The sequence below is a fragment of the Ruminococcus sp. RTP21204st1_B2_RTP21204_210225 genome (assembly GCF_040914135.1).
In the GTDB taxonomy this organism is placed as follows: Bacteria; Bacillota; Clostridia; order Oscillospirales; family Ruminococcaceae; genus Hominimerdicola; species Hominimerdicola aceti.
Map to the genome: position 1 here is coordinate 1 of NZ_JBCPGA010000033.1, position 20,213 is coordinate 20,213.

The 20,213-nt window shown below is 43.8% G+C and carries 21 protein-coding genes and 1 other annotated feature; of the genes, 15 read left to right on the forward strand and 6 right to left on the reverse strand.

Features of this window, described 5'->3' with window-relative positions; translation table 11 throughout:
• The first annotated feature begins 221 nt into the window (after nt 1-221).
• From AB5123_RS10570 to AB5123_RS10605, 8 genes are all read left to right on the forward strand, one after another.
• Nucleotides 222-1,352 (forward strand): cysteine desulfurase family protein, encoded by a 1,131-nt coding sequence (locus AB5123_RS10570; RefSeq protein WP_117859328.1) that lies wholly within the window; start codon nt 222-224, stop codon nt 1,350-1,352.
• A 117-nt stretch (nt 1,353-1,469) separates the two neighbouring features.
• Complete coding sequence (thiI, locus tag AB5123_RS10575; RefSeq protein WP_337812265.1) at nt 1,470-2,645, forward strand: tRNA uracil 4-sulfurtransferase ThiI; 1,176 nt, start codon at nt 1,470-1,472, stop codon at nt 2,643-2,645.
• 352 nt (nt 2,646-2,997) lie between these two features.
• The gene (locus tag AB5123_RS10580) at nt 2,998-3,537 is read left to right on the forward strand and encodes a CinA family protein (RefSeq protein ID WP_278645657.1); all 540 of its coding nucleotides are present in this window, start codon (nt 2,998-3,000) and stop codon (nt 3,535-3,537) included.
• A 5-nt stretch (nt 3,538-3,542) separates the two neighbouring features.
• Complete coding sequence (locus tag AB5123_RS10585) at nt 3,543-4,613, forward strand: class B sortase (protein WP_022287615.1); 1,071 nt, start codon at nt 3,543-3,545, stop codon at nt 4,611-4,613.
• 109 nt (nt 4,614-4,722) lie between these two features.
• Nucleotides 4,723-5,823 (forward strand): cell wall hydrolase, encoded by a 1,101-nt coding sequence (locus AB5123_RS10590; RefSeq protein ID WP_347503259.1) that lies wholly within the window; start codon nt 4,723-4,725, stop codon nt 5,821-5,823.
• Nucleotides 5,824-6,033: 210 nt separating this feature from the next.
• Nucleotides 6,034-7,458: a SpoIID/LytB domain-containing protein gene (locus AB5123_RS10595; protein ID WP_368364808.1), complete on the forward strand. Its 1,425-nt coding sequence runs from the start codon at nt 6,034-6,036 to the stop codon at nt 7,456-7,458.
• Between the two features lie 18 nt (nt 7,459-7,476).
• Nucleotides 7,477-8,172 carry a zinc-ribbon domain-containing protein gene (locus tag AB5123_RS10600; RefSeq protein ID WP_368364809.1) on the forward strand — a complete coding sequence of 232 codons (696 nt, stop codon included), beginning with the start codon at nt 7,477-7,479 and terminating at the stop codon, nt 8,170-8,172.
• A gap of 79 nt (nt 8,173-8,251) precedes the next feature.
• Nucleotides 8,252-8,857, forward strand: a complete 606-nt coding sequence (locus AB5123_RS10605) for a nucleoside triphosphate pyrophosphatase (protein ID WP_181982644.1) — start codon at nt 8,252-8,254, stop codon at nt 8,855-8,857.
• Here the strand turns inward: AB5123_RS10605 and AB5123_RS10610 are convergent.
• On the reverse strand, nt 8,845-9,597 hold the full coding sequence (locus AB5123_RS10610) for a DUF421 domain-containing protein (RefSeq protein WP_288177827.1): 753 nt from the start codon (nt 9,595-9,597) through the stop codon (nt 8,845-8,847). The genes AB5123_RS10605 and AB5123_RS10610 overlap by 13 nt on opposite strands.
• A gap of 31 nt (nt 9,598-9,628) precedes the next feature.
• On the opposite strand from AB5123_RS10610, the gene AB5123_RS10615 reads away from it, so the two are divergent.
• From AB5123_RS10615 to AB5123_RS10635, 5 genes are all read left to right on the forward strand, one after another.
• Nucleotides 9,629-9,868, forward strand: a complete 240-nt coding sequence (locus tag AB5123_RS10615) for a hypothetical protein (protein WP_022287621.1) — start codon at nt 9,629-9,631, stop codon at nt 9,866-9,868.
• A gap of 14 nt (nt 9,869-9,882) precedes the next feature.
• Nucleotides 9,883-10,188 (forward strand): hypothetical protein, encoded by a 306-nt coding sequence (locus tag AB5123_RS10620; protein WP_022287622.1) that lies wholly within the window; start codon nt 9,883-9,885, stop codon nt 10,186-10,188.
• Nucleotides 10,189-10,448: 260 nt separating this feature from the next.
• Nucleotides 10,449-10,673: a binding site (T-box leader), on the forward strand.
• 46 nt (nt 10,674-10,719) lie between these two features.
• A complete protein-coding gene (ilvA, locus tag AB5123_RS10625; protein ID WP_022287623.1) occupies nt 10,720-11,922 on the forward strand; it encodes a threonine ammonia-lyase in 1,203 nt (400 codons plus the stop codon).
• A 23-nt stretch (nt 11,923-11,945) separates the two neighbouring features.
• Entirely contained in the window at nt 11,946-12,320 is a 375-nt protein-coding gene (locus AB5123_RS10630) for a RidA family protein (RefSeq protein ID WP_117863874.1), read from the forward strand.
• Nucleotides 12,321-12,486: 166 nt separating this feature from the next.
• On the forward strand, nt 12,487-13,725 hold the full coding sequence (locus AB5123_RS10635; RefSeq protein ID WP_046441633.1) for a chloride channel protein: 1,239 nt from the start codon (nt 12,487-12,489) through the stop codon (nt 13,723-13,725).
• 29 nt (nt 13,726-13,754) lie between these two features.
• Here the strand turns inward: AB5123_RS10635 and ybaK are convergent, their stop codons facing one another.
• From ybaK to gpr, 5 genes are all read right to left on the reverse strand, one after another.
• Nucleotides 13,755-14,243, reverse strand: a complete 489-nt coding sequence (ybaK, locus tag AB5123_RS10640; RefSeq protein WP_368364810.1) for a Cys-tRNA(Pro) deacylase — start codon at nt 14,241-14,243, stop codon at nt 13,755-13,757.
• A gap of 29 nt (nt 14,244-14,272) precedes the next feature.
• Complete coding sequence (locus AB5123_RS10645; protein ID WP_286961633.1) at nt 14,273-14,875, reverse strand: AAA family ATPase; 603 nt, start codon at nt 14,873-14,875, stop codon at nt 14,273-14,275.
• A gap of 216 nt (nt 14,876-15,091) precedes the next feature.
• Nucleotides 15,092-15,721, reverse strand: a complete 630-nt coding sequence (locus AB5123_RS10650; RefSeq protein ID WP_302835620.1) for a cytidylate kinase-like family protein — start codon at nt 15,719-15,721, stop codon at nt 15,092-15,094.
• Nucleotides 15,722-15,935: 214 nt separating this feature from the next.
• Entirely contained in the window at nt 15,936-17,351 is a 1,416-nt protein-coding gene (locus tag AB5123_RS10655; RefSeq protein WP_368364811.1) for an extracellular solute-binding protein, read from the reverse strand.
• Between the two features lie 322 nt (nt 17,352-17,673).
• Nucleotides 17,674-18,543: a GPR endopeptidase gene (gene gpr / locus AB5123_RS10660; protein WP_289149060.1), complete on the reverse strand. Its 870-nt coding sequence runs from the start codon at nt 18,541-18,543 to the stop codon at nt 17,674-17,676.
• 221 nt (nt 18,544-18,764) lie between these two features.
• Between gpr and rpsT the strand changes: the two genes are divergently transcribed.
• Both rpsT and AB5123_RS10670 read left to right on the forward strand, forming a co-directional pair.
• Nucleotides 18,765-19,016: a 30S ribosomal protein S20 gene (rpsT, locus tag AB5123_RS10665; RefSeq protein ID WP_022287631.1), complete on the forward strand. Its 252-nt coding sequence runs from the start codon at nt 18,765-18,767 to the stop codon at nt 19,014-19,016.
• A gap of 156 nt (nt 19,017-19,172) precedes the next feature.
• The gene (locus AB5123_RS10670) at nt 19,173-20,018 is read left to right on the forward strand and encodes a glycosyltransferase (protein WP_022287632.1); all 846 of its coding nucleotides are present in this window, start codon (nt 19,173-19,175) and stop codon (nt 20,016-20,018) included.
• Nucleotides 20,019-20,213: the final 195 nt, after the last annotated feature.

Here is a 20,213-nt window from a genome sequence, read left to right on the forward strand (position 1 = left end):
ATTCATGAGAGATAGGCTTCCTTTCTGATTTGAATTTGGTGTGGTAACTTTATTTTATCAGATTTTTGTCTATCTCTTTTTTCTTTTTTCTTAATTTTGTCCAATATCTATTGTAGCACTACACACTCCTCACTCCTCATTTTCCCGATTTGTTTGCATTATTCACAATTATATGTTATAATAAAAATAACTGCGATAAAACATGAAAGGACTTGTGATAATTGATATATCTTGATAATGCCGCCACCACAAAACCTTGTGATGAAGCTAAAGCGGCTGTAATGAAAGGCTTGGAGGTCTTCGGAAACCCATCTTCTCTGCACAGAGCAGGTCTTGACGCTGAGCTTCTTGTTTCTGACGCTCGTGAGATCATTGCCGACGCTCTCGGTGTTACCCCTGATGAGGTCTATTTCACTTCAGGCGCTACTGAAAGCAACAATACCGCTATTTTCGGAGCTTACAAGGCTCACGGAAAACGTAAAAAGCGTGTTGTCATATCCTCTGTTGAACACCCTGCTGTGAAAAATCCTGCCCAGGAGCTTGAAGATATGGGCTGTGAGGTCATAAGGATATCCCCTGACGAGAACGGCGAGATAAACGCCCGTGATATCTTTGCCGCTGTGAACGAGGACACTTTCCTTGTTAGCTGTATGCTTGTGAACAACGAAAACGGCTACATACTCCCTGTGGAAAAGGCTTTTTCTATGATAAAGAAAAAATATCCTCAGGTGCTTACTCACTGCGACTGCGTTCAGGGCTTTATGAAAATTCCTGTAAAAGCCAAAAAGCTGAATGCCGATATGATATCCCTCAGCGGTCATAAAATATACGCTCCAAAGGGCATCGGTGCGCTGTATGTGAAAAAGGGCATTCATATACCGCCTTTTATGCTTGGGGGAGGACAGGAAAAAGGCTTTCGTTCGGGTACTGAGTCAGTGCCGCTCATATGCGGTTTCGGTGCGGCGGTGAAAAAACTTGCGCCGAATGTTTCTGCGAACTTTGAAAAGGCGGCTGATATCCAAGCCTATCTCATAGAAAAGTGTAACGAAAACGGCGATGTTTTCGTAAATTCACGAAAAGGCGGCTCGCCTTATGTCACAAGCATTGCGGTCAAGGGGCTTAAATCGGAGGTACTTCTCCACTATCTTGAAAAGCGTGAGATATATGTTTCAAGCGGCTCAGCCTGCTCAAAGGGCAAGAAAAGCTCTGTGCTAAAAGAGTTCAGATATCCCGAGCAGAGCCTTGACTCCACTATCAGGATAAGCTTTAGCATCGACACCACAAAGGCCGATATCGACGCTCTTATGGAGGGCATAAAGTCTGCGCAGAATGACCTGTGCAAGGTAAGGTAAAACACACAAACAAATGTTTTGTACTATTTATAAAGGGGAACGGCGAAAAAGGTCGCTTTTGACAGGTTTTTGACGAGGACTTTTTTGTGCAGTTTTCGTAAAGAAAGGATAAAATTTATGAAAGAAATCATTCTCTGCAAATATGGCGAGATAGCTCTGAAAGGTCTTAACAAATCAAGCTTCGAGAGCATGATGACAAAGAGCGTAAAAAGAAGACTCAAAAGCTGCGGACAGTTCAGCGTATCAAAAGCACAATCTACTTTATATGTTGAGCCACTTAATGATGACAGCGATGTTGACATGGCGGTGGAAAAGCTGTCGAAAATTTTCGGTATCGTTAAGCTCTGTCGCTGCTGCGTTTTGGAAAAGGATATGAACGAGATACTCACAAAGTCACTTGACTATATCGAGGACGAAATGGAAACTGCGAGAACTTTCAAGGTGGACGCAAAGCGTTCAGATAAGAAGTTCCCATTCAAGTCCCCTGAGATATGTATAGAAATGGGCGGAAAGATACTTGAAAGATTTCCACACCTTAAAGTTGACGTTCATGACCCTGACGTCGTAGTAACAGTGGAGATAAGAGAAACCAACGCCTATGTCCACGCAGGCTCTATCGAGGGTGCAGGCGGAATACCTGTCGGCTCAAGCGGAAAGGCAATGCTTCTTCTCTCAGGCGGTATAGATTCGCCGGTCGCAGGCTATATGATGGCAAAGCGTGGTGCGATAATATCCGCTATCCACTTTGAAGCTCCACCGTATACTTCCGACAGAGCGAAGATGAAAGTTGAAAAGCTTGCCAAGATAATCACTGCTTACTGCGGTGATATCAACTTCTTCTGCGTGCCTTTTACGGAGATTCAGGAGCTTCTGAGAGATAACTGCCCTGAGGAGCTTTTCACTATCCTGATGAGAAGACTTATGATGGAGATAGCTCAGAGGATATGCGAAAAGGAGGACATTCAGGCACTTGTAACAGGAGAGAGCCTTGGACAGGTAGCGAGCCAGACTATGTATGCAATGGTCTGCACAGACGCCGCTTGCCGTATGCCTGTATTCAGACCATGCGTTGGTATGGACAAATCTGAGATAGTGGAGATAGCAAGAAAGATAGATACTTTTGATACCTCTATCCTCCCTTATGAGGATTGCTGTACAGTTTTCACGCCAAAGCACCCTAAGACAAGACCAAATTTTGCAGACGTTGAAGCCGCTCAGAACGCTTTCGATTGGGAGCCTTATATCCAGAAAGCTATCGAGGGAACAAAGCCTTATCTTATCAGAAACGCATAGCGTATTTTCATGGCGTACACCCGGTGCATGGTGTCTGTGAAAAGGTTACAAACGGGTTAAAACTGTAACAGCTTGTAGCTTAATTGTACGCTTTTTTGTACCCGAATATTGTGTCTTTCCATGGTGAAAAATGCCGAAAAGCCCCGAATTTTCAGGGCTTTTCTTTGCGTTCAAAATGGTGTTGAACGGGCTTGCTAATAATGAAAAATCAGTAATTTGGTAACAAAAGTGTAACATCTGCTTGCAGAATTTGCTATTAACATTGGTTTTTGAAAATCGTCGAATTAACAAAATGGACAAAAAGAGCCGATTTTTTATGTGCAATATATAACTAAAAGGGGTGATTATTACTATGAAATTTGCTGAAGGTGACAAAGTGGTTACAGATAGTATTGACATAGTTACAAAAAGTGTAGTAAAATATATGATAAAGAGCGGTCGGAAGCTGTGTACTGCGGAAAGCTGTACAGGCGGAATGATAAGCCAGACGATCACTTCCGTTTCGGGAGCGTCGGAAATGTTCCTCGGCGGTGCTTGCACCTATACGGAGGAAATAAAGATGAAGCTTCTGAACGTGAAAAAGGAAACGCTGGAGCAGTATACTGTTTATTCTGAGCAGACAGCCAGTGAGATGAGCAAGGGTGCGCTGAAGCTTTTCGGTGCAGATTGTGCGGTGGCTGTTACTGGTATAGCAGGACCAAGCGGCGGCTCTCAGGAAAAGCCTGTGGGAACTGTATATGTTTCAGTGAGAAGTCGTCATAAAGAAATAGTCAGACGGCTTGAGCTTTATAAAGAATATGAGAATTTGGACAGAAGAAAGATCCGTATGCTTACAACAGAAACAGCACTGAGAATGGTGCTTGAGCTGTATGAACAAAAGACGGAGGCTTGAAATAAATGTCAATGGCTAATGAAACAATGAATCTGTCCGAAAAGGACGATACAAACTTTTTTGTAAGAGTAGTAAGATATTTTATCCCGTGGAAGGGCGACGGAGCAGGAGAAGTGTTCAGAAAGATAGTGTTCATGTTCTCTATCGTGCTTTTCTGTGTTTCTCTTAATGAGCTTTCTGATTTTCTGAAAGCCGACGAGCAGGATCAGAACTATATGCAGGAGATCGTAAATTACGAGCCTGACTTTAGCGATGACGTTGACCTGAGCAAGAATAACGGCTCAGACGATATTGACGTTTCTGACCCTGAGGCTTCAACGAAGGACAGAGAAGTTCAGGGTTGGGCTAAGAAGCTTCTGAAAAGAAACAAGGACGTCGTAGGCTGGATAAAGATCCCCGGCTTTAAAAATTCCGCAGGTGATGAATATATAAACTTCCCTGTTCTTAAAGGCAAGGATAATGAATATTATCTTTACAAGAATATAGACAAGCAGTATTACGAATCGGGAAGCATTTATGCAGACGCTTGGTCTACCATAAATAAGGACGGGCAGTCTGACAATATCACAATATATGGTCATAACATGAGATATGTGGGAACTTCTTTTACTCACCTTACTGAGTATAAAAAGGGAGTTGATTTTCTTAAGAAATATCCTGTTATCGAGTTCAATACTATCTATGACAGCAACTGTAAGTATGTTATTGTGGGTGCGTTCGTGACGGGAATACTTGAAAATCAGGACGACGGAAAGCTCTTCAAATACTGGACTACCAGATATTTTGACGACGCTGACTATAAGTTTGACGATTGGATCTCAGAAGTGAGAAAGCGTTCGTGGTATTCAAACGATATCGAGTGTACAGCAGACGATAAGTATATATCGCTCTCAACTTGTACAAACGAAACTTCAAATCTCAGGTGGGTAATCGTGGCAAAGAAAATGACGGCTGACGATAACCTGGATCTTATAATAGATTCCTATAAGGACAAGGCAAATAAGGATATTTATTTTCCTAAATGCTGGAGAAACGTATACGGAAACAATAAGAAGTATTTCGGCTGGGATTATTGATGTTTATTACACCAAATCGGTGTAAAATAAATTTTAGCTGACGTCAAGCTCACGGACGGCAGTGAAGACGGTTTGCGTGCAGACGGTCGGAAAGGGTAATGTGATTAAAATGAAGCAGAAAAAAACTGAAGACAGCATAAAGCGAACAGCTAAGCCGTCGGTCAGGAAAGTAGGAACAATGCTGGGCAGCGGTGCGCTGGCAGTGCTGATGATAGGTACAGTAAGTATCTTTGCACTTACAAGCGGCAACAACGAGGCTCAGAAGGACACAAAAGCTGCAATAACCAACACTAAGACCACTTCTGTGACAGAAGCAGAAACTGAGAGAGATGAGACCTATACTTCAATGAACACCGTTACATGGAGAAAAGCGGGTATCAGCGAGTATAAAATGGCACAGGCAGAGTCTGAGACAACAACTTCCGCCAAAGCCACTACAACAAAAAAGACAGAAACTACTAAAAATGCAGCAAAAGAAACAAAGGTCAATAACGTAACAATGGTTGCAACTGAGATCGTGAACGTCAGAGAAAAGGCTGACAAGAACTCAGAGATAGAAGCTATCGTTGCAACAGACGAGGAAGTTATCGTTACGGCTGAAACAAGCGACGGTTGGTATAAGGTTACATACGGCGACTACAGCGGATATGTAATGAAGGACTATCTTAAAAAGGCAGAAGTAACAACAACTTCCGCTGCGAAGTCCGAAACTACAACAGCAGCTAAGAAGTCTGAAACAAAAAAGACTACGACAACAAAGGCTAAGACAACAAAGTCTGAAACAAAAAAGACAGAAACAAAGAAAGCAACAACAGCAAACTCGAACAGTTCTGTTATAAGCTATACAGATGAAGAATTTGATATGCTTTGCTACGTTCTTCAGGGCGAGGTAGGAAACTGCTCAGAGCAGAGCAAGATCGCTGTTGCAAATGTTATTATCAACAGAGTGAAAACAGGCAGATTTGGAAGCTCTATAAGCGATGTTCTTACAGCGCCAAATCAGTTCACTGCAATAAACGGCTATTACAGTGGCAGAAACAAGCCAACTCAGAACACTATCGATTGTGCAAAGAGAGCGCTGAACGGCGAGGATAATTCAAACGGTGCAGTTTATTATTACGCTCCACGGTATTGCGGTGGAAGCACAGCGGCTTGGTTTGAATCACTCACGTTCTGCATGGAGCTTGATGGTCAGAGATACTTCAAGTAATATTTGAAGTTTTTGGCTAAAATGCTGATATTGTAGATATAAAATTGTATATTATGCTGAAAAGTCAGGACGAAACTTAGCTTTGTCTTGACTTTTTTTCAGTATTTGATAAACTATTATTTAGGTATGCAGTGAGTATTTTGCTGCCATTGGGAATGTTTTGCGGTGTGACCGCTTGAAGGTAAGGACAGTGTCTTGACGATGAATTTGATGACAAAAAAGATATGTGCAAATGTCTGCGCAGCGGTAATGAGCATAACTGCCGTTGGTATATGCGGTGAGTTGTTGCTGGATAATAAAAGCGTGGGCGCAGAAAAAGCCCCTGCGGTGCAGGTCAAAAACGTTGAAGCTCAAAGCGTTAAGACCACTGCCGCTACTGAGGTCTATGACTTTGTGAAGTTCAAAAAGTCCTCTGTGGATAAGTATGATATGTCTTATGTTCAGCAGAAAAAGCAGGCAAAGACCACAAAGAAAAAGGCTTCAGCCAGTGAGTTTACTGTGGAAATGCCTGAGGATAAGGGCGAGTTTTACGATATAAAGAACGACCCTGCTAACTTTACAGATACAAGAAGCGTCGCTGATGAGTATTATACTGTCAACGATATAATCTCAGGAAATATCGTCACTCTTAATGGCCATGAACTGCTCTGTCAGATAGTCAACAGTGAGATAGGCGGTGAGTGGGGCGAGGAAGCCATAAAGGCGCAGGCCGTGGCGGCTTATACATGGGTCAGATTTAACGATTCTATCGGTGCTATACCTACGGTGGGGCTTAAAAGCGGTTATTCTTCAAAGATAGAAAGATGTATAAATGCCGTTGAGGGTCAGACCGTTATGTATAACGGCAATATCATAAATGCAGTTTATTCTGCTTCAACAGCAGGTTATTCTACCACCAGCGAGGATATATGGGGCGTTTCTTACCCGTATCTCAAGCGTGTAAAGAGCGAGTTTGACGATAAAGATCCTAACTGGGGCATTGAAGCTACATATACAAAAGACGAGGTCAAGGAGCGTATCGAGAGCCAAACTGATATAAAGCTCTCCGACGACGTGAAGAACTGGTTTAAAATAGACTCTGCTTTCAGCGGAAAGTATATAAGCGGAGTGACTATCGACGGTCATACGAGCTGTACATATGATGGCAGTGAAGCCAGGATAACAGGTATCACCCTCTGCAACCTCTTTGATGTGAAATCGAACGCCATGGAGATAAGCTATAAGGACGGTGTGTTCACTTTCAAGTCCTATGGCTGGGGTCACGGTGTTGGAATGTCGCAGTGGGGCGCTTGCTATTATGCCGAGGCTGGCTATACATATGATCAGATACTTACTCACTATTATGTGAATTGCTATCTTGGTCTGTCGGCTGTAAATGACAAAGCTGTAAAGAGAGGTCAGATGTCGCAGGACGAGATAGATAAGGAGATAAAGGATTCAGAGATAGTTGACGAGGGCGGAAACGCTTCAGGCGACAGCAAAGAGGACAGTGAGCCTGCACAGACTCAGCCGACCGAGAACGGCACTGTTACCACCGCTCCTGCTATAGAAGCACCTGATACTACAACAACTTCGTTTGACGTTCAGCCTGAGGATAATATCACCATAGAGCAAAATACAGAAGAAATATTATAACCGAAAGGGAGAATAAAAATGGGATTTTTTTCACCTAAGAATACACCTGAAAATGCAGTAAAGGCACAGATAGACGCAAAGCTTGCCTTTATAAACGATAAGTATACCGAGATAGGCAGATATGTCAAGCTCAGAATGGCTGACAAGATAGAAGAGCCGGAGGTGAAAAACCTTATTGCTCAGATAGACGCAACTCTTGAAGAACTGAAAAATCTTAATGAACAGCTTCTTACCATCAGAGGAATGAAACTTTGTTCCGGCTGTGGCCACGAGATACCAGTGAATATGGCGTTCTGCCCTAACTGCGGAACAAAACAGCCTGAAATGGCTCAGCCTGTTTATCAGCAGCCTGCTCAGGGCGGTGCAGTTCCAATGGGCGCACAGCCTGTTATACAAAACGGTCAGGGCTATCATAATCACCCTGTTTCACCTGCTTATACTCAGCCACAGTCTAATCCTGTTTATGGCAATCCTGCTCAGCAGAATGTTCAGACAGCCGCTCCTATCCCTGAGCCTGCTGTGGCACAGACTGCTGCACCTATCCCACAGCCTGAAACAGCACCTCAGCCTGCACCAATGCCACAGCCTGCTCCGGTGATAGCAGAAGCTCCGGTGCAAGAGCCTGCAAACAGCAGTTTTGTATTCTGCTCTCAGTGCGGCCACAAAGAGCCTGCAGGCGTTAAGTTCTGCTCAGAGTGCGGAATGAAGTTGTAATAAAAAAATTAAGGCAGCGCAGGATAATAAGTGCGTTGCCTTTTTGAGTAAGAAGTAAAAGAAGTAAAGGAAGATCTTTATGTCAGTGAATATTTCAAGCGAGCTTATGGATTATGATGTTATACTTGCTTCAGCGTCGCCAAGAAGAAAAGAACTGCTGTCATTGATGTGTGAGAATTTCAGGGTTATCCCCTCTGATTGTGACGAAAAAATACCAGAGGACGTTACACCAGAACTTGCCCCTGAGTATCTTTCAGGGATAAAATGCAGATGTATCGCTTCGGTCTATGACCTGAGCGTTGTTATCGGCTGTGACACTGTTGTAATATGCGATGGGGAAGTTCTCGGTAAGCCTGTGGACGAAGCTGATGCCATAAGAATGTTAAAAATGCTGTCAGGCAAGACTCATCATGTTGTAACAGGCGTTACCCTTGGCAGAGGCTGTCGTTACAGTAGCTTTTCCGCCACCACCGCAGTGACTTTCAGAGAGCTTTCCGACCAGGAGATAAAAGCCTATGTGAAAAGCGGCGAGCCTATGGATAAGGCGGGGGCTTACGGCATACAAGGGCTTGGAGCACTTCTTGTGGAAAAGATAGACGGGGACTTTTATAACGTTGTTGGTCTGCCTGTGAGCAGGCTTGCAGAGGAACTCCACGAGTTTTTGAAGAAGGTTCAGTCGAAGTAGATCTTCTTGTTGCTCTCCTGAGTTTTCGGGAACACTGTCACCTTGTCGTTTCCGTCAACTATGCAGAGAAAGACCTTGTCAGGTGATGAACAGCCTTGCTTTTTTATTTCGTTGGTGAGCCATTTTATCTCCTTGCCTGCGTATTTCAGGTTGTCCTCCATAATAACGCCGTCAAGGATAAGGTCGGTGCAAAGCTTTTCGTCCTGCTTCTCATATCCTAAGTCTTTTGGAGTGAGAGGTGCTTCTGTGGCACGTTCCATGAAAGAGATAGTGCCGTTGGTTTCCAGAATAGCGTAGTATATCTTTGAGATGTCGAAATAGCCTGACGTTCTCGCCCTTGAAAGCAGATCGTTCACATCAAGCTTGGCGGTCTTAAGATTTTCGGGATATATTTTGCCTTTTTCAATAAGCAGGATAGGCTTGCCCGAAAGAAAATGTCGGCAGTGGATAGACTTCATCGTAAGCACAGACAACAGAAAGCCTGTCAGTCCGTAAAGCACCATTGCGATAACAGGCACGATAAGCTCGTCCATTTCCTGTGAAACAGCCATTTCAGAGGCGATAGAGCCTATGGTGATGCCGTTGATGTAGTCAAAAAGCGTGAGCTGTGATATCTGCTTGTTGCCAAGAAGCTTTGATATGGCGAACATAACGATTATAGAGCCAACTGTGGCAAGTATGGTGTGAGTGATGTTCATAGGCGTTTGACCCCTTTCAGAATATGCCCTTATTATCTGCATATGCGAACGTATTATTCTTCTGACGCATATTATGACAGAGAAACGTTGTGAGCAGGAAAGGGCGGTATCAGTGGAAAACAGGGGATCGTGCTGCGGTCAGCAGCTTAATATAATGGCTGCGGCATTTGCAAATTATCTTGGCGAGGGTTTGAGCGTTGACCAGCTTGGGCTGCTGTCAGCCTTTTTGCAGTCGGTGGGCGAGTCGCTTGACGTTATCGCCTCCGCAAGGCAGCTTTGTGCAGGAAATGATAATAATATAGCAGATAATTGATACAGGAGCGTAAAATGGGACTTTTCAGAAAAAATAAAGGTACGCCCTTGAAAGAGCTTGAACGCTATCATGGGAAACGAGTTTCCTATGTGGTTGAGCGTGAGGGCGCAGAGGAAAATGTTATCGGAAGAACAGGCGGAATATCTGTTGATAGTGAAAAGCTTGTGGTGGTGTGTGACGGACACGAGGTTTTCAGGTGCAGTACCGACGGCATAGTCTGCGCTGAGCTTATGAGCCACAACGGAGCGGATATAAAGGGCAGGGATATGACCACAGGGAAGCTTCGTCATATCGTTGTGCATTACGCAAACAAAAGGTGATATTTTTGCAAATGCACTCTCTTTGCACATAATTCTATCACATTGCAGTGGTAATATTATTACAGTCGGAAAGGAAAGACCGACAGTTAAAAAGACTTCATGATTGTTTTCTTCATATATTTTTTCTATACTTCCTTAATGAATAAAAACCTGCACGAGCGTGTGGGTTTTTATTTTTTGTATAATGTCTTAGAGAAAAATTCATTTTATTGCTGTTGACAATTCATATTTATGGTGATATAATGATTGTATTGAATATCATAAAGGCTGTGACGAGAAAGGTGACGGTGCGAATACTTCGCAGAGAGCGGACGTTTGGTGAAAGTCCGCAGGGATAACGCCGTCAGGATCATCTCTGAGCTGATCCGCCTAAGCAGATGTGTTAAGCGGATACGGTCTCTCACCGTTAGAAAGAGATATGAGTGGCAGGCTTATGGTCTGCAATCAGAGTGGTAACACGGAGATATTATGTCTTCGCCTCTAGTCAGGCGAGGGCTTTTTTTATTACATAGAAAAAAGAGGTTGTTTTTTATGCTTACATTGGATAAGGTTTTTGACGCTTCAAACGTGCTTAAAGAGGTCATCAGACCAACAGCGTGTATCCATGCGCCAAAGGTAAACCCTGATTGTGACGTTTATCTGAAAACAGAAAATCTTCAGGTAACAGGTTCTTTCAAGGTAAGAGGAGCTTATTATAAGATATCACAGCTTTCAGACGAGGAAAAGTCACACGGCGTTATCGCCTGCTCAGCAGGAAACCACGCACAGGGCGTTGCTCTCGCCGCAACAAAGAACGGTATAAAGTCTATCATCTGTCTTCCTGACGGCGCACCTATCTCAAAGGTAGAGGCAACCAAGGGCTATGGCGCTGAGGTATGTCTTGTGCCTGGCGTTTATGATGACGCTTATGCAAAGGCTATCGAGCTTCGTGACGCTAACGGCTATACATTTATTCACCCGTTCGATGACGAGAATGTTATCGCAGGTCAGGGAACTATCGGTCTGGAGATACTAAGTCAGGTGGCTGACGCAGACGTTATCGTTGTTCCGGTTGGCGGCGGCGGACTTATCTCAGGTGTTGCATTCACTGTAAAACAGCTCAAGCCAAGCGTTAGAGTATACGGCGTTCAGGCTGAAGGCGCACCTTCAATGGTAAATTCACTTAAAGACGGCAAGATAGAGTGCCTTGAAAGCGTTCACACTATCGCAGACGGAATCAAGGTAAAAGAGCCTGGCGAGCATACCTTTGAGTATTGCAGCAAGTATGTTGACGGCGTTGTTACAGTTTCAGACGACGAGATATCATCAGCTATCCTCCACCTTATCGAGAAGCAAAAGCTCGTTTCAGAGGGCGCAGGCGCAACACCTGTTGCCGCAGTAATGTTTAATAAGATACCTGACATCAAGGGCAAAAAGGTTGTATGTCTTGTTTCAGGCGGAAATATAGACGTAACTATACTTTCAAGAGTTATCAAGAGAGGTCTGCTCAAGTCTGGCAGATCTGATACTCTTACTATCCAGCTTGAGGACAGACCTGGTCAGCTGAGAGATGTTTCAGAGATAATTTCAAAGCTTGGCGGAAACGTTGTTTCTGTTCACCACGAGAGAGCAAGCGAGGACAGCGATATCACAGATTGCCTGCTCAGACTTGTTCTTGAAACAAGAAACTTCGATCATATCAGAGAGATAAGACAGGCTCTTACAGCCGCAGGCTTTAAGATAGTCAATAAGTAATTTTAAGACAGGAGTAGATAAAAATGGCAGAAGTTGTTTACACAAAGAACGCACCGGACGCAATCGGTCCATATTCACAGGCAATGAAGGTAGGAAACCTTGTTTTCACATCAGGTCAGATAGCAATTGACCCTGCAACGGGCAACGTTGAGGCAACAACTATCGAGGAGCAGACACATCAGGTTTGCAAGAACCTCACAAACGTTCTTGAAGCCGCAGGAACATCTATCGGCAAGGCTGTAAAGACAGTATGCTTCCTTAAGAATATGTCAGATTTCGGTGCATTTAACGGAGTTTACGGTGAGTATTTCACATCAAAGCCTGCACGTTCATGCGTTGCCGCAAAAGAGCTTCCAAAGGACGTTCTCGTTGAGGTAGAGGTAATCGCTGAGGTATAATTTAGCATATTATCTTGTAGTGGAACGGCTGAATTTCTGTTTCACAGAAATGCGACGTCCCATTATTGTGGAGCTGTATTTCAAGTATTTCGGGCGGCATATGTCGCCCGTTGTTTTTCTGTAAAAAGGGGTGAGGAAAATAAGCAGTGAGTTTATAAAAAGCAAAATGCGGACGGTGAAAAAATTCTCCATAGCCTTTGCAAAGTGGGTCTTTATCGCCTGCGCAGTGGGTGTAATAGGGGGAATAGTCGGCTCGCTGTTCCATATGGCGGTAAACTTTGCCACAGGCTTCCGTGAGTGTCATAGCTGGACATTGTATCTCATGCCGTTGGCAGGTCTGTTTATCATTTTCAGCTATCGTGTCTGCAAGGTGAACGAGGAGACCGGTACAAATCTTATCATCAGTTCTGTTCGTGGAAACATCAAAGTGCCGCTGCTTATGGCGCCTCTCATCTTTCTAGGCACCGTACTCACCCACCTTACGGGCGGTTCGGCAGGACGTGAGGGTGCGGCTTTGCAGCTTGGCGGAAGCATTGGCGCAAAGGCAGGCGAGCTTTTAAAGCTTGACGAAAAAGATTCCAGCCTTGTGATAATGTGCGGAATGAGTGCAGTGTTTGCCGCACTTTTCGGCACGCCTTTGACTGCGACTTTTTTTGCTATGGAAGTAATAAGCGTGGGCGTTATATACTATGTGGGTCTTGTGCCTTGCATAGCTTCCTCTCTTATCGCATATAAAATATCGCTGTTGGCAGGGCTTGCGCCAACAAAGTTCAACATAACAGGCATACCAAGGCTTTCCCTTGTGTCTGTGACCCAGATAGCGGCGCTTGCGGCTCTTTGTGCGGTGATATCCATACTCCTTTGCATGGTAATGGAGTTTTCACATTCAAGATTTCAGATGTATCTGCCTAACACCTATCTCAGGATAGCTGTAGGTGGCGTTGTGATCATTGCATTGACTTTGCTTGTAGGTACAAGGGATTATAACGGAGCAGGCGTAGACGTTATCGTGGCGGCTTTAGAGAAAGGTAAGGCGCACCCAGAAGCCTTTGCCCTGAAAATGCTTTTCACCGCCATAACTATAAATACAGGCTTCAAGGGCGGTGAGATAGTCCCGACCTTCTTTATCGGAGCAACTTTCGGCTGTACAGCCGCAGGCTTTTTGGGGCTTGACCCATCATTCGGTGCGGCTATAGGTCTTGTGGCACTTTTCTGTGGCGTTGTGAACTGCCCTGTGGCTTCCATACTTCTCAGCTATGAGCTTTTCGGTGGAAGTGGGCTTGTGCTTTTTGCGGTTGCCTGCGGAGTAAGCTATATGCTTTCTGGCTATTACGGACTTTATTCCAGCCAGAAAATAATGTACTCAAAGACAAAGCCCGAATATATCAACATAAATGCAAAATAAAAGAGAGCCAAGTGGCTCTCTTTTTTTGCCTATTCACTCATTATTATGCTCTCAAACTTACCCCTTGTGACCTTGATAAGGTCTTTCGGAGAAAGCATTATCTGCGACCCGATACGTCCGCCGCTTATGATTATCTCCTCGAACTGCTCCGCAGAGCTGTCAACTACCGTCATGTACTGTTTTTTCATGCCAAGGGGTGTACAGCCACCACGAATGTAGCCCGTAACAGAGTTTATATCCTTCACATGGAGCATCTCCACCGACTTTTCGCCCACAGACTTTGCCGCCTTTTTCATGTCAAGCTCCTCTGCGATAGGGATAGCGAAAACATAGTAATTTCCGCTTTTACCCACTGTCACAAGGGTCTTGAACGAGCTTTCATATGGCTGACCGAGCATATCTGCAATGTGTATGCCGTCGATAAACTCGTCGCACTCGTATGTGTTGACCTTGTATTTTACCTTATTTCTGTCAAGAATACGCATGGCGTTGGTCTTGACTTCCTTATCCTTTGACATTTTTTATCGCTCCCAATAAAATATTGCCCCTATTTCCCCCTTGAAAGCTTCACAGTGTCAGCAATTATCTCGGCGCACATTTCGTAGCCAAGCCTGCCGCTGTCAAGGCACATATCATAGCTTGAAATATCTCCCCACTTTTTGTTGGTGTTGGAGTTGTAATAGTCGGCACGTTTTTTGTCATACTTTTTGAGCCTTGCTTCTACCTCGTCCTCGGAGATGTTGTGCTTCTCAATTGCGCACTCTTGACGCTTCTCAAAGCTTGCATTAATGAAGACATTCAGCGTCTTGACTTTGTTTTTCAGTATAAAATCTGCACATCTGCCCACGATAACGCAGTTTCCCTTTGAAACAAGCTCCATTATTACCTCTGTTTCAGCGGCGAATATCTTCTCTGTTATAGGATACTCTTTCTCCTTTGAAAACAGATTTATCGGCGTTTTGAGAATGCTCAGAGCGGCTTCCTCGTATTTTTGTATCTCGCTCATTGCAATGCCGCTTTTTTGTGCCGCCATGTCGATTATCTCTCTGTCATAGCATGGGATACCAAGCTTTTCAGCCACAAGCTTACCGATAGTCGAACCGCCTGCGCAATAATGTCTGCCGATAGTGATAACTTTTATTTCAGCCATTTTCTGTTTCTCCTTTTGCAGTATTTTTTATTTTTTTTGACGGACTTCTGCCCTTTTATACAGTATAATATATTTGCTTGTTATTGTCAATAACATATTGGTTACACTTTGTTTAAGCTGGAGTAATAAAACTCCTCATAAAACGGAAAAGGACCGACCCTATGGTCAGCCCTCTTTCGTAGTAAGGAAAGTAAAATGAATTAAAACGAAAAATTCCTATTTATCAGCGTTGGCTTCTTTTATTTCGATATAAGCCTTCATAAGCTTGATAGCACCGTCAACGCCTGTTTTGGACGAGTTGATACAAAGGTCATAGTTCTTTGCTTCGCCCCATTTCATGTCGGTGTAATAATTATAGTATGAAGCTCTCCGCTTATCAGTCTTGCGGATAAAGTCCTCAGCTTTGTTTTTTTCGATATCGTATCTCTCAAGGATACGCTTTTTCTTTTCGGCAGTGTTGCCGGAAATGAAGAAGTCGATAATATTAGGCTCATTTTTCAGAACATAGTCAGCACAACGTCCTACAATAACACAAGGACCCTTCTTTGCAATGTTCTTGATAGTTTCAAACTGAGCCAAGAATATCTTGTGATTCAGTGGCATATCAGGATTGATCCTGCCGTCTGCACTTACAGGGTAATTACCCATGACCAGTGAGAAAAGAAAGCTGTTAGTATAGGACTCATCGTTCTTAACAAAAAGCTCCTGACATATACCGCTCTCTTTTGAAGCCATTTCCAAAAGCTCTTTATCATAGAAAGGTATGCCCAGACCATCAGCAAGCTTCTTGCCTATCTCACGTCCTCCGCTGCCAAATTCACGGCTGATAGTAATAATCGATCTCATAAAACATATCTCCCTTCTTTGATATATTCTTTTTAACGTACATTTATTATAGCATATTTTTTGCGATTTGTACATAAAAATCCGTAAAATTCTTGCACAAATTTATGTATTTTATATTGTGCATTTTGCGTACAAATATATTTAACAAATTCGTGACAAATACAAAGGCAACAAAAAAGCGGGACGAATGAACGTCCCGCTTGAAAATACTGAATTATTCAGCAACGTTAGCGTTTGCTTCCTTGATGATGTAATCAACAGCCTTCTGGTTCTCAGCAACGCACTCTGTCCATGTAGTAGCTCCGCCGCCTGTTATCATTGTAGCCTGGTTTACTGTCTGCATAAGTGTTGAAAGCTCAGCAGATACGCCGTCCTGGAAGTCAAATACAGGATTCTGTCTAGCCAGATCGTAAATTGTCTGACGCATCTCGACCATTTGGTCTGTCCAGCCGTAGTCGTTCTTGAGCTGTTCATTTGTGATGTTCTGTACCTCAGAGTTTGCAACCTTGCAGCAGTTTACGAACGCATTGAAGCCGTCTGGGTTTGGAGCGTTCTTGCAGAGGAGATAGCCGTTTACACCTGTAGATACATAGTACTTGTCAGAATCGTCCATTCTTGGCATTGGAACGAACATAACCTCGCCGTCCTTGACGCTTCCGAATGTCTTAGTCTTTTCAGGAGTATCCTCGAGAGCCCATGTGCCGATAGGAATGAACAGTGTGAGCTGTGAACCAAGGCCTTCACCGTTAGCTCCGTCACCTCTTGTATCCCAGTTGTTGCTTGATCTGTCGAATACAACGTTGTTCTTCTCAAGGTTGTACATAAGATCCTGAACTGTGCCAACTTCAGCCTTGCCCATGTTGTTTACAAGCTTGCCGTCCTCAAGACCGATAAGTGGGTAACCGCAAGTATCGTTAAGAGCCTTGTCGTACCAGTAACCATCAAGAGCATATCTGTCAGCTTCAGAGTCTGCAAAGTCAAGGCACATCTCTGTGAACTTGCTCCATGTCCACTCGTCATTAGCGTAAAGCTCAGCAGGATCGTCATAGCCAAAGTCTGATATTGTCTTTGTGTTGTATGTACAAACATACTGTGGTCTTACGTCGATAGCAGCTACATAGTGCTTGCCGTTGAATACGAATGAATCGTTAAGTGTCTGTGATGATGACCAGATGTCTGAGCTGAAATCAACTACATCGTCGATAGGCTCGAACATGGCCTTGATAGCACCCTTAGGGAATGCGTCCATGTCATCAGCAGGGAAGAAGTCAGGTGAGTCGTTAGCCATAACTGCCTTAGCAAGATCAGTATATCTGTTATCCCAAGTTGTCTGAACGTACTCGATCTTTCCACCGTACTTAGTCTGGAAAAGTGAGATAGCAGGTGATTCTGACTTACCATCACTAGGGTTGATGTCATAGTGAGCCATCCACTTGATAGTCTTGTTTGAAAGCTCGATGTCAGGGAGCTTATCCTGAAGTGTATTTACCTGCTCCTTCTGATCATCTGTCATAGCCTTAGCTTCCTTCTTGGAAGATGAGCTGTCACTTGATGAGCTGCCACAAGCAGCCATGCTGCAAGCCAGTGAAAGTGCACAAGCAGCAGCGAAAATTCTCTTTGCCATTTTCATTATAGTAACCTCCTTGATAATAGACGAATGTTCCTTACCCAAAAACGTTCATCTGTTACGATCGACAAGCATTGTTACCCGACAACGCTTGCCATAACGCTTATTTTTCGTCCTTACTAATGATAACAAAAAGTTTAAATTTAGTCAATCAGCATTTTGCAATATAAAGCTCAAGCGTTTTTGTTGATTATGACAAAGGTGTGTTGAATTTGTGTGAGTATTCGTTTTCAGAAAACGTTTTCGCAATTTCACTCATACATATTAATAAAAAGTTTACAATTGTTGTATACAGCTTTTACATTACTGTATCACCTGTCTTTTGTCAGCAGGTGAGAGTTTGAATGTCCTCTTGCGACAGGGCAGGGTGAACGGCACGGTTTATGCCCATTGCAATGAGCTTTGCGCAGTTTTCCGAAAGTTTGTCGGCAGTTTTCGGAGCGACCATGATGTTTTCGGAGCTTTCAGGTGCGGTCTGACCGAAAATGTGCTGTGCGGCAGTGCAAAGGTCTATGACCGTTGGCACGCCTATGGCAATGCATTTTACCCCGAGGGTCGAAAGCGAAAGCTCTTTTCGTGCGTTTTCGACTCCGCTTCCCGGAGAAATGCCGGTGTTGCAAAGCTGTATTGTCCTGCCAAGATTTGAAAGTTCGCTGCAAGCCAGTGCGTCAACGGCAATGACAGCCTGCGGTCTTACACGCTCTGCGATAGCTTTTACCTGCTCTGAGGATTCTATTCCCGTGTTTCCAAGCACTCCTGTCTGTATCACTGTGACCTCGCCCAGATCGTCAGTATCAAGCTCTTTTGCAAGGCTTTTTATGTGACGGGTAGCGAAGATCTTTTCAGCGGTAAGAGGGCCAACAGCGTCGGAAGTCAGGGCATAGTTCCCAAGCCCTACTGCCAAAAAACGTTCACAACCACCGCAAAGCTCCCCTATGGCTTTTGCTATGACTTCTGCACGCTCACGAAAACTGTCGCTGTACATATCGAATGTTGAATCTGTGGCGGTAAGGGTGATGTATCTGCCGACAGGTCTGCCAAGCTTTTCGGCGGCTTTCTGTGTTTCTATGGTGATGTCCGTTACCTTAAGCCTAGCGTTTTCAATAACCTTGTTTTTGACTTTCACTCCCTGAAGCTTTTCCGCACCGCCTGCCTGAGAAAAGCTCTCCGCCGCCATATCCGTTCTAATGCTCATTTTATTCACCTTTCTGTGACATCGTGTAAGTTTTTGTGTGTTCCTACAATTTAGACCGCAAAATTTCTATATTTTTTTCAGTAACCCCCCTTGCAATTTCTTTTGAAATGTGGTAAAATATTTTACAAGGCTTGTTTAAAGGGCTTTCCGCATTTCCTCTCAGTCTGCGGATAGCTTGTGCAAATAAGTGCAAATTTATACAGAATGAGGGAGGTGTCGGTATGCCAAACATTAAATCCGCTAAGAAGAGAGTCAAGGTTATCAACACTAAGACAATGAGAAACAAGGCTGTAAAGTCTGATCTTAAAACTGCACTCAAGAAGGCTGACGCTGCTGTAGCTGAGAATGCAGAAAACAAGGAAGAAGTAGTAAGAGCTGCTATCAAGAAGGTAGATATGGCTTGCACAAAGGGCATTATGCATAAGAATGCTGCTGCAAGAAAGGTATCACAGCTTGCTAAGAAGCTTGGCTAATTTTTCAAAGTAGCTTACAAGACCGTTCCGAATGGGGCGGTCTTTTTTTGTGTATTGGTCTGTACTATATAATATAGTATACTTTGTTGGTCGTAGTTGACTTTTTGGAGCTGTTATAGTATAATTGAGTTGATAATAATGCAGGGGAGGGATTTTATGACGTATCGTGTTGGAAAATATACGCTGCCTGAATACAGTGTGCTTATGTCGGTGTATGACCGTGAGCTTCCTGAGAACCTTAACGAGAGTCTTGAGTCTATGCTCATGCAGTCATATCCTCCCTCTGACTTCGTGCTTGTGTGCGACGGCAAGCTCACCTGCGAGCTTAATATCATCGTGAAGTCTTTTCAGGACGAGTTCAAGCATATTTTCCATATCGTTCAGATAGACGAGAACGTGGGCGTTGGAAAGGCTTACAACGAGGGCATAAAGGCGTGTAAATGCGATTATATCGTGAAAATGGACAGCGACGATATATCTCTCCCTAACCGCTGCTTGAAGCAGATGACCCTTTTTGCGGTGAAGCCTAAGCTTGATATCATCGGCACATATGTGGAGGAGTTCGACACTGACACTGACGAGGTAGTTTCGGTGAAAAAAGTGCCTGTCATGCATAAGGATATCGCTTCATATTCCAAACGACGCAACCCTTTCAACAGGCAGTCTGTGGCTTTTCGCAAGTCCTTTGCGGAAAAGATAGGCGGTTACAGTGACCTTAAAATGTGCGAGGACTATGAGTTTATCGCACGAATGTTACAGCATGGTGCAAAGGGGCAGAATATACCCGAGGTGCTTGTGCGCTACCGCATAGATGAAAATACTGTAGATACACGCAAAAGCTGGGAGCATACAAAGGCTTTCATTCGTGTGAGGTGGATAATACACCGTTCAGGGTATACAGGCTTCCGTGACTTTTTCATGCCATGCGCTCTGCAGCTTGGCTTGTTTATATTTCCCAGAAAATTCACCCGTTGGGTATACAGAACGTTTCTCAGAAAATAATATTTTTATATATGAAAATATGAACCCAATGCCGTGTGGGTTCATATTTTTTTAGTCCAAATAAAAGTAAACGTTATCAATTTTGAACACTATGTTAAACATTAAAAACGGCTATTGACAATGATTTTTTATATGATATATTTAAAAGTATGGAATATAAAGCCTAAAGGCGAGAGCTTCGCAAAGTTTGGCTTT

What these genes read in the sequence shown, in the direction of transcription:
- thiI (WP_337812265.1), top strand. Translation starts at nt 1,470, where the DNA reads ATGAAAGAAATCATTCTCTGCAAATATGGCGAGATAGCTCTGAAAGGT.
- AB5123_RS10580 (WP_278645657.1), top strand. Translation starts at nt 2,998, where the DNA reads ATGAAATTTGCTGAAGGTGACAAAGTGGTTACAGATAGTATTGACATA.
- AB5123_RS10585 (WP_022287615.1), top strand. Translation starts at nt 3,543, where the DNA reads ATGTCAATGGCTAATGAAACAATGAATCTGTCCGAAAAGGACGATACA.
- AB5123_RS10590 (WP_347503259.1), top strand. Translation starts at nt 4,723, where the DNA reads ATGAAGCAGAAAAAAACTGAAGACAGCATAAAGCGAACAGCTAAGCCG.
- AB5123_RS10595 (WP_368364808.1), top strand. Translation starts at nt 6,034, where the DNA reads ATGACAAAAAAGATATGTGCAAATGTCTGCGCAGCGGTAATGAGCATA.
- AB5123_RS10600 (WP_368364809.1), top strand. Translation starts at nt 7,477, where the DNA reads ATGGGATTTTTTTCACCTAAGAATACACCTGAAAATGCAGTAAAGGCA.
- AB5123_RS10605 (WP_181982644.1), top strand. Translation starts at nt 8,252, where the DNA reads ATGTCAGTGAATATTTCAAGCGAGCTTATGGATTATGATGTTATACTT.
- AB5123_RS10610 (WP_288177827.1), bottom strand. Translation starts at nt 9,597, where the DNA reads ATGCAGATAATAAGGGCATATTCTGAAAGGGGTCAAACGCCTATGAAC.
- AB5123_RS10615 (WP_022287621.1), top strand. Translation starts at nt 9,629, where the DNA reads ATGACAGAGAAACGTTGTGAGCAGGAAAGGGCGGTATCAGTGGAAAAC.
- AB5123_RS10620 (WP_022287622.1), top strand. Translation starts at nt 9,883, where the DNA reads ATGGGACTTTTCAGAAAAAATAAAGGTACGCCCTTGAAAGAGCTTGAA.
- ilvA (WP_022287623.1), top strand. Translation starts at nt 10,720, where the DNA reads ATGCTTACATTGGATAAGGTTTTTGACGCTTCAAACGTGCTTAAAGAG.
- AB5123_RS10630 (WP_117863874.1), top strand. Translation starts at nt 11,946, where the DNA reads ATGGCAGAAGTTGTTTACACAAAGAACGCACCGGACGCAATCGGTCCA.
- AB5123_RS10635 (WP_046441633.1), top strand. Translation starts at nt 12,487, where the DNA reads ATGCGGACGGTGAAAAAATTCTCCATAGCCTTTGCAAAGTGGGTCTTT.
- ybaK (WP_368364810.1), bottom strand. Translation starts at nt 14,243, where the DNA reads ATGTCAAAGGATAAGGAAGTCAAGACCAACGCCATGCGTATTCTTGAC.
- AB5123_RS10645 (WP_286961633.1), bottom strand. Translation starts at nt 14,875, where the DNA reads ATGGCTGAAATAAAAGTTATCACTATCGGCAGACATTATTGCGCAGGC.
- AB5123_RS10650 (WP_302835620.1), bottom strand. Translation starts at nt 15,721, where the DNA reads ATGAGATCGATTATTACTATCAGCCGTGAATTTGGCAGCGGAGGACGT.
- AB5123_RS10655 (WP_368364811.1), bottom strand. Translation starts at nt 17,351, where the DNA reads ATGAAAATGGCAAAGAGAATTTTCGCTGCTGCTTGTGCACTTTCACTG.
- gpr (WP_289149060.1), bottom strand. Translation starts at nt 18,543, where the DNA reads ATGAGCATTAGAACGGATATGGCGGCGGAGAGCTTTTCTCAGGCAGGC.
- rpsT (WP_022287631.1), top strand. Translation starts at nt 18,765, where the DNA reads ATGCCAAACATTAAATCCGCTAAGAAGAGAGTCAAGGTTATCAACACT.
- AB5123_RS10670 (WP_022287632.1), top strand. Translation starts at nt 19,173, where the DNA reads ATGACGTATCGTGTTGGAAAATATACGCTGCCTGAATACAGTGTGCTT.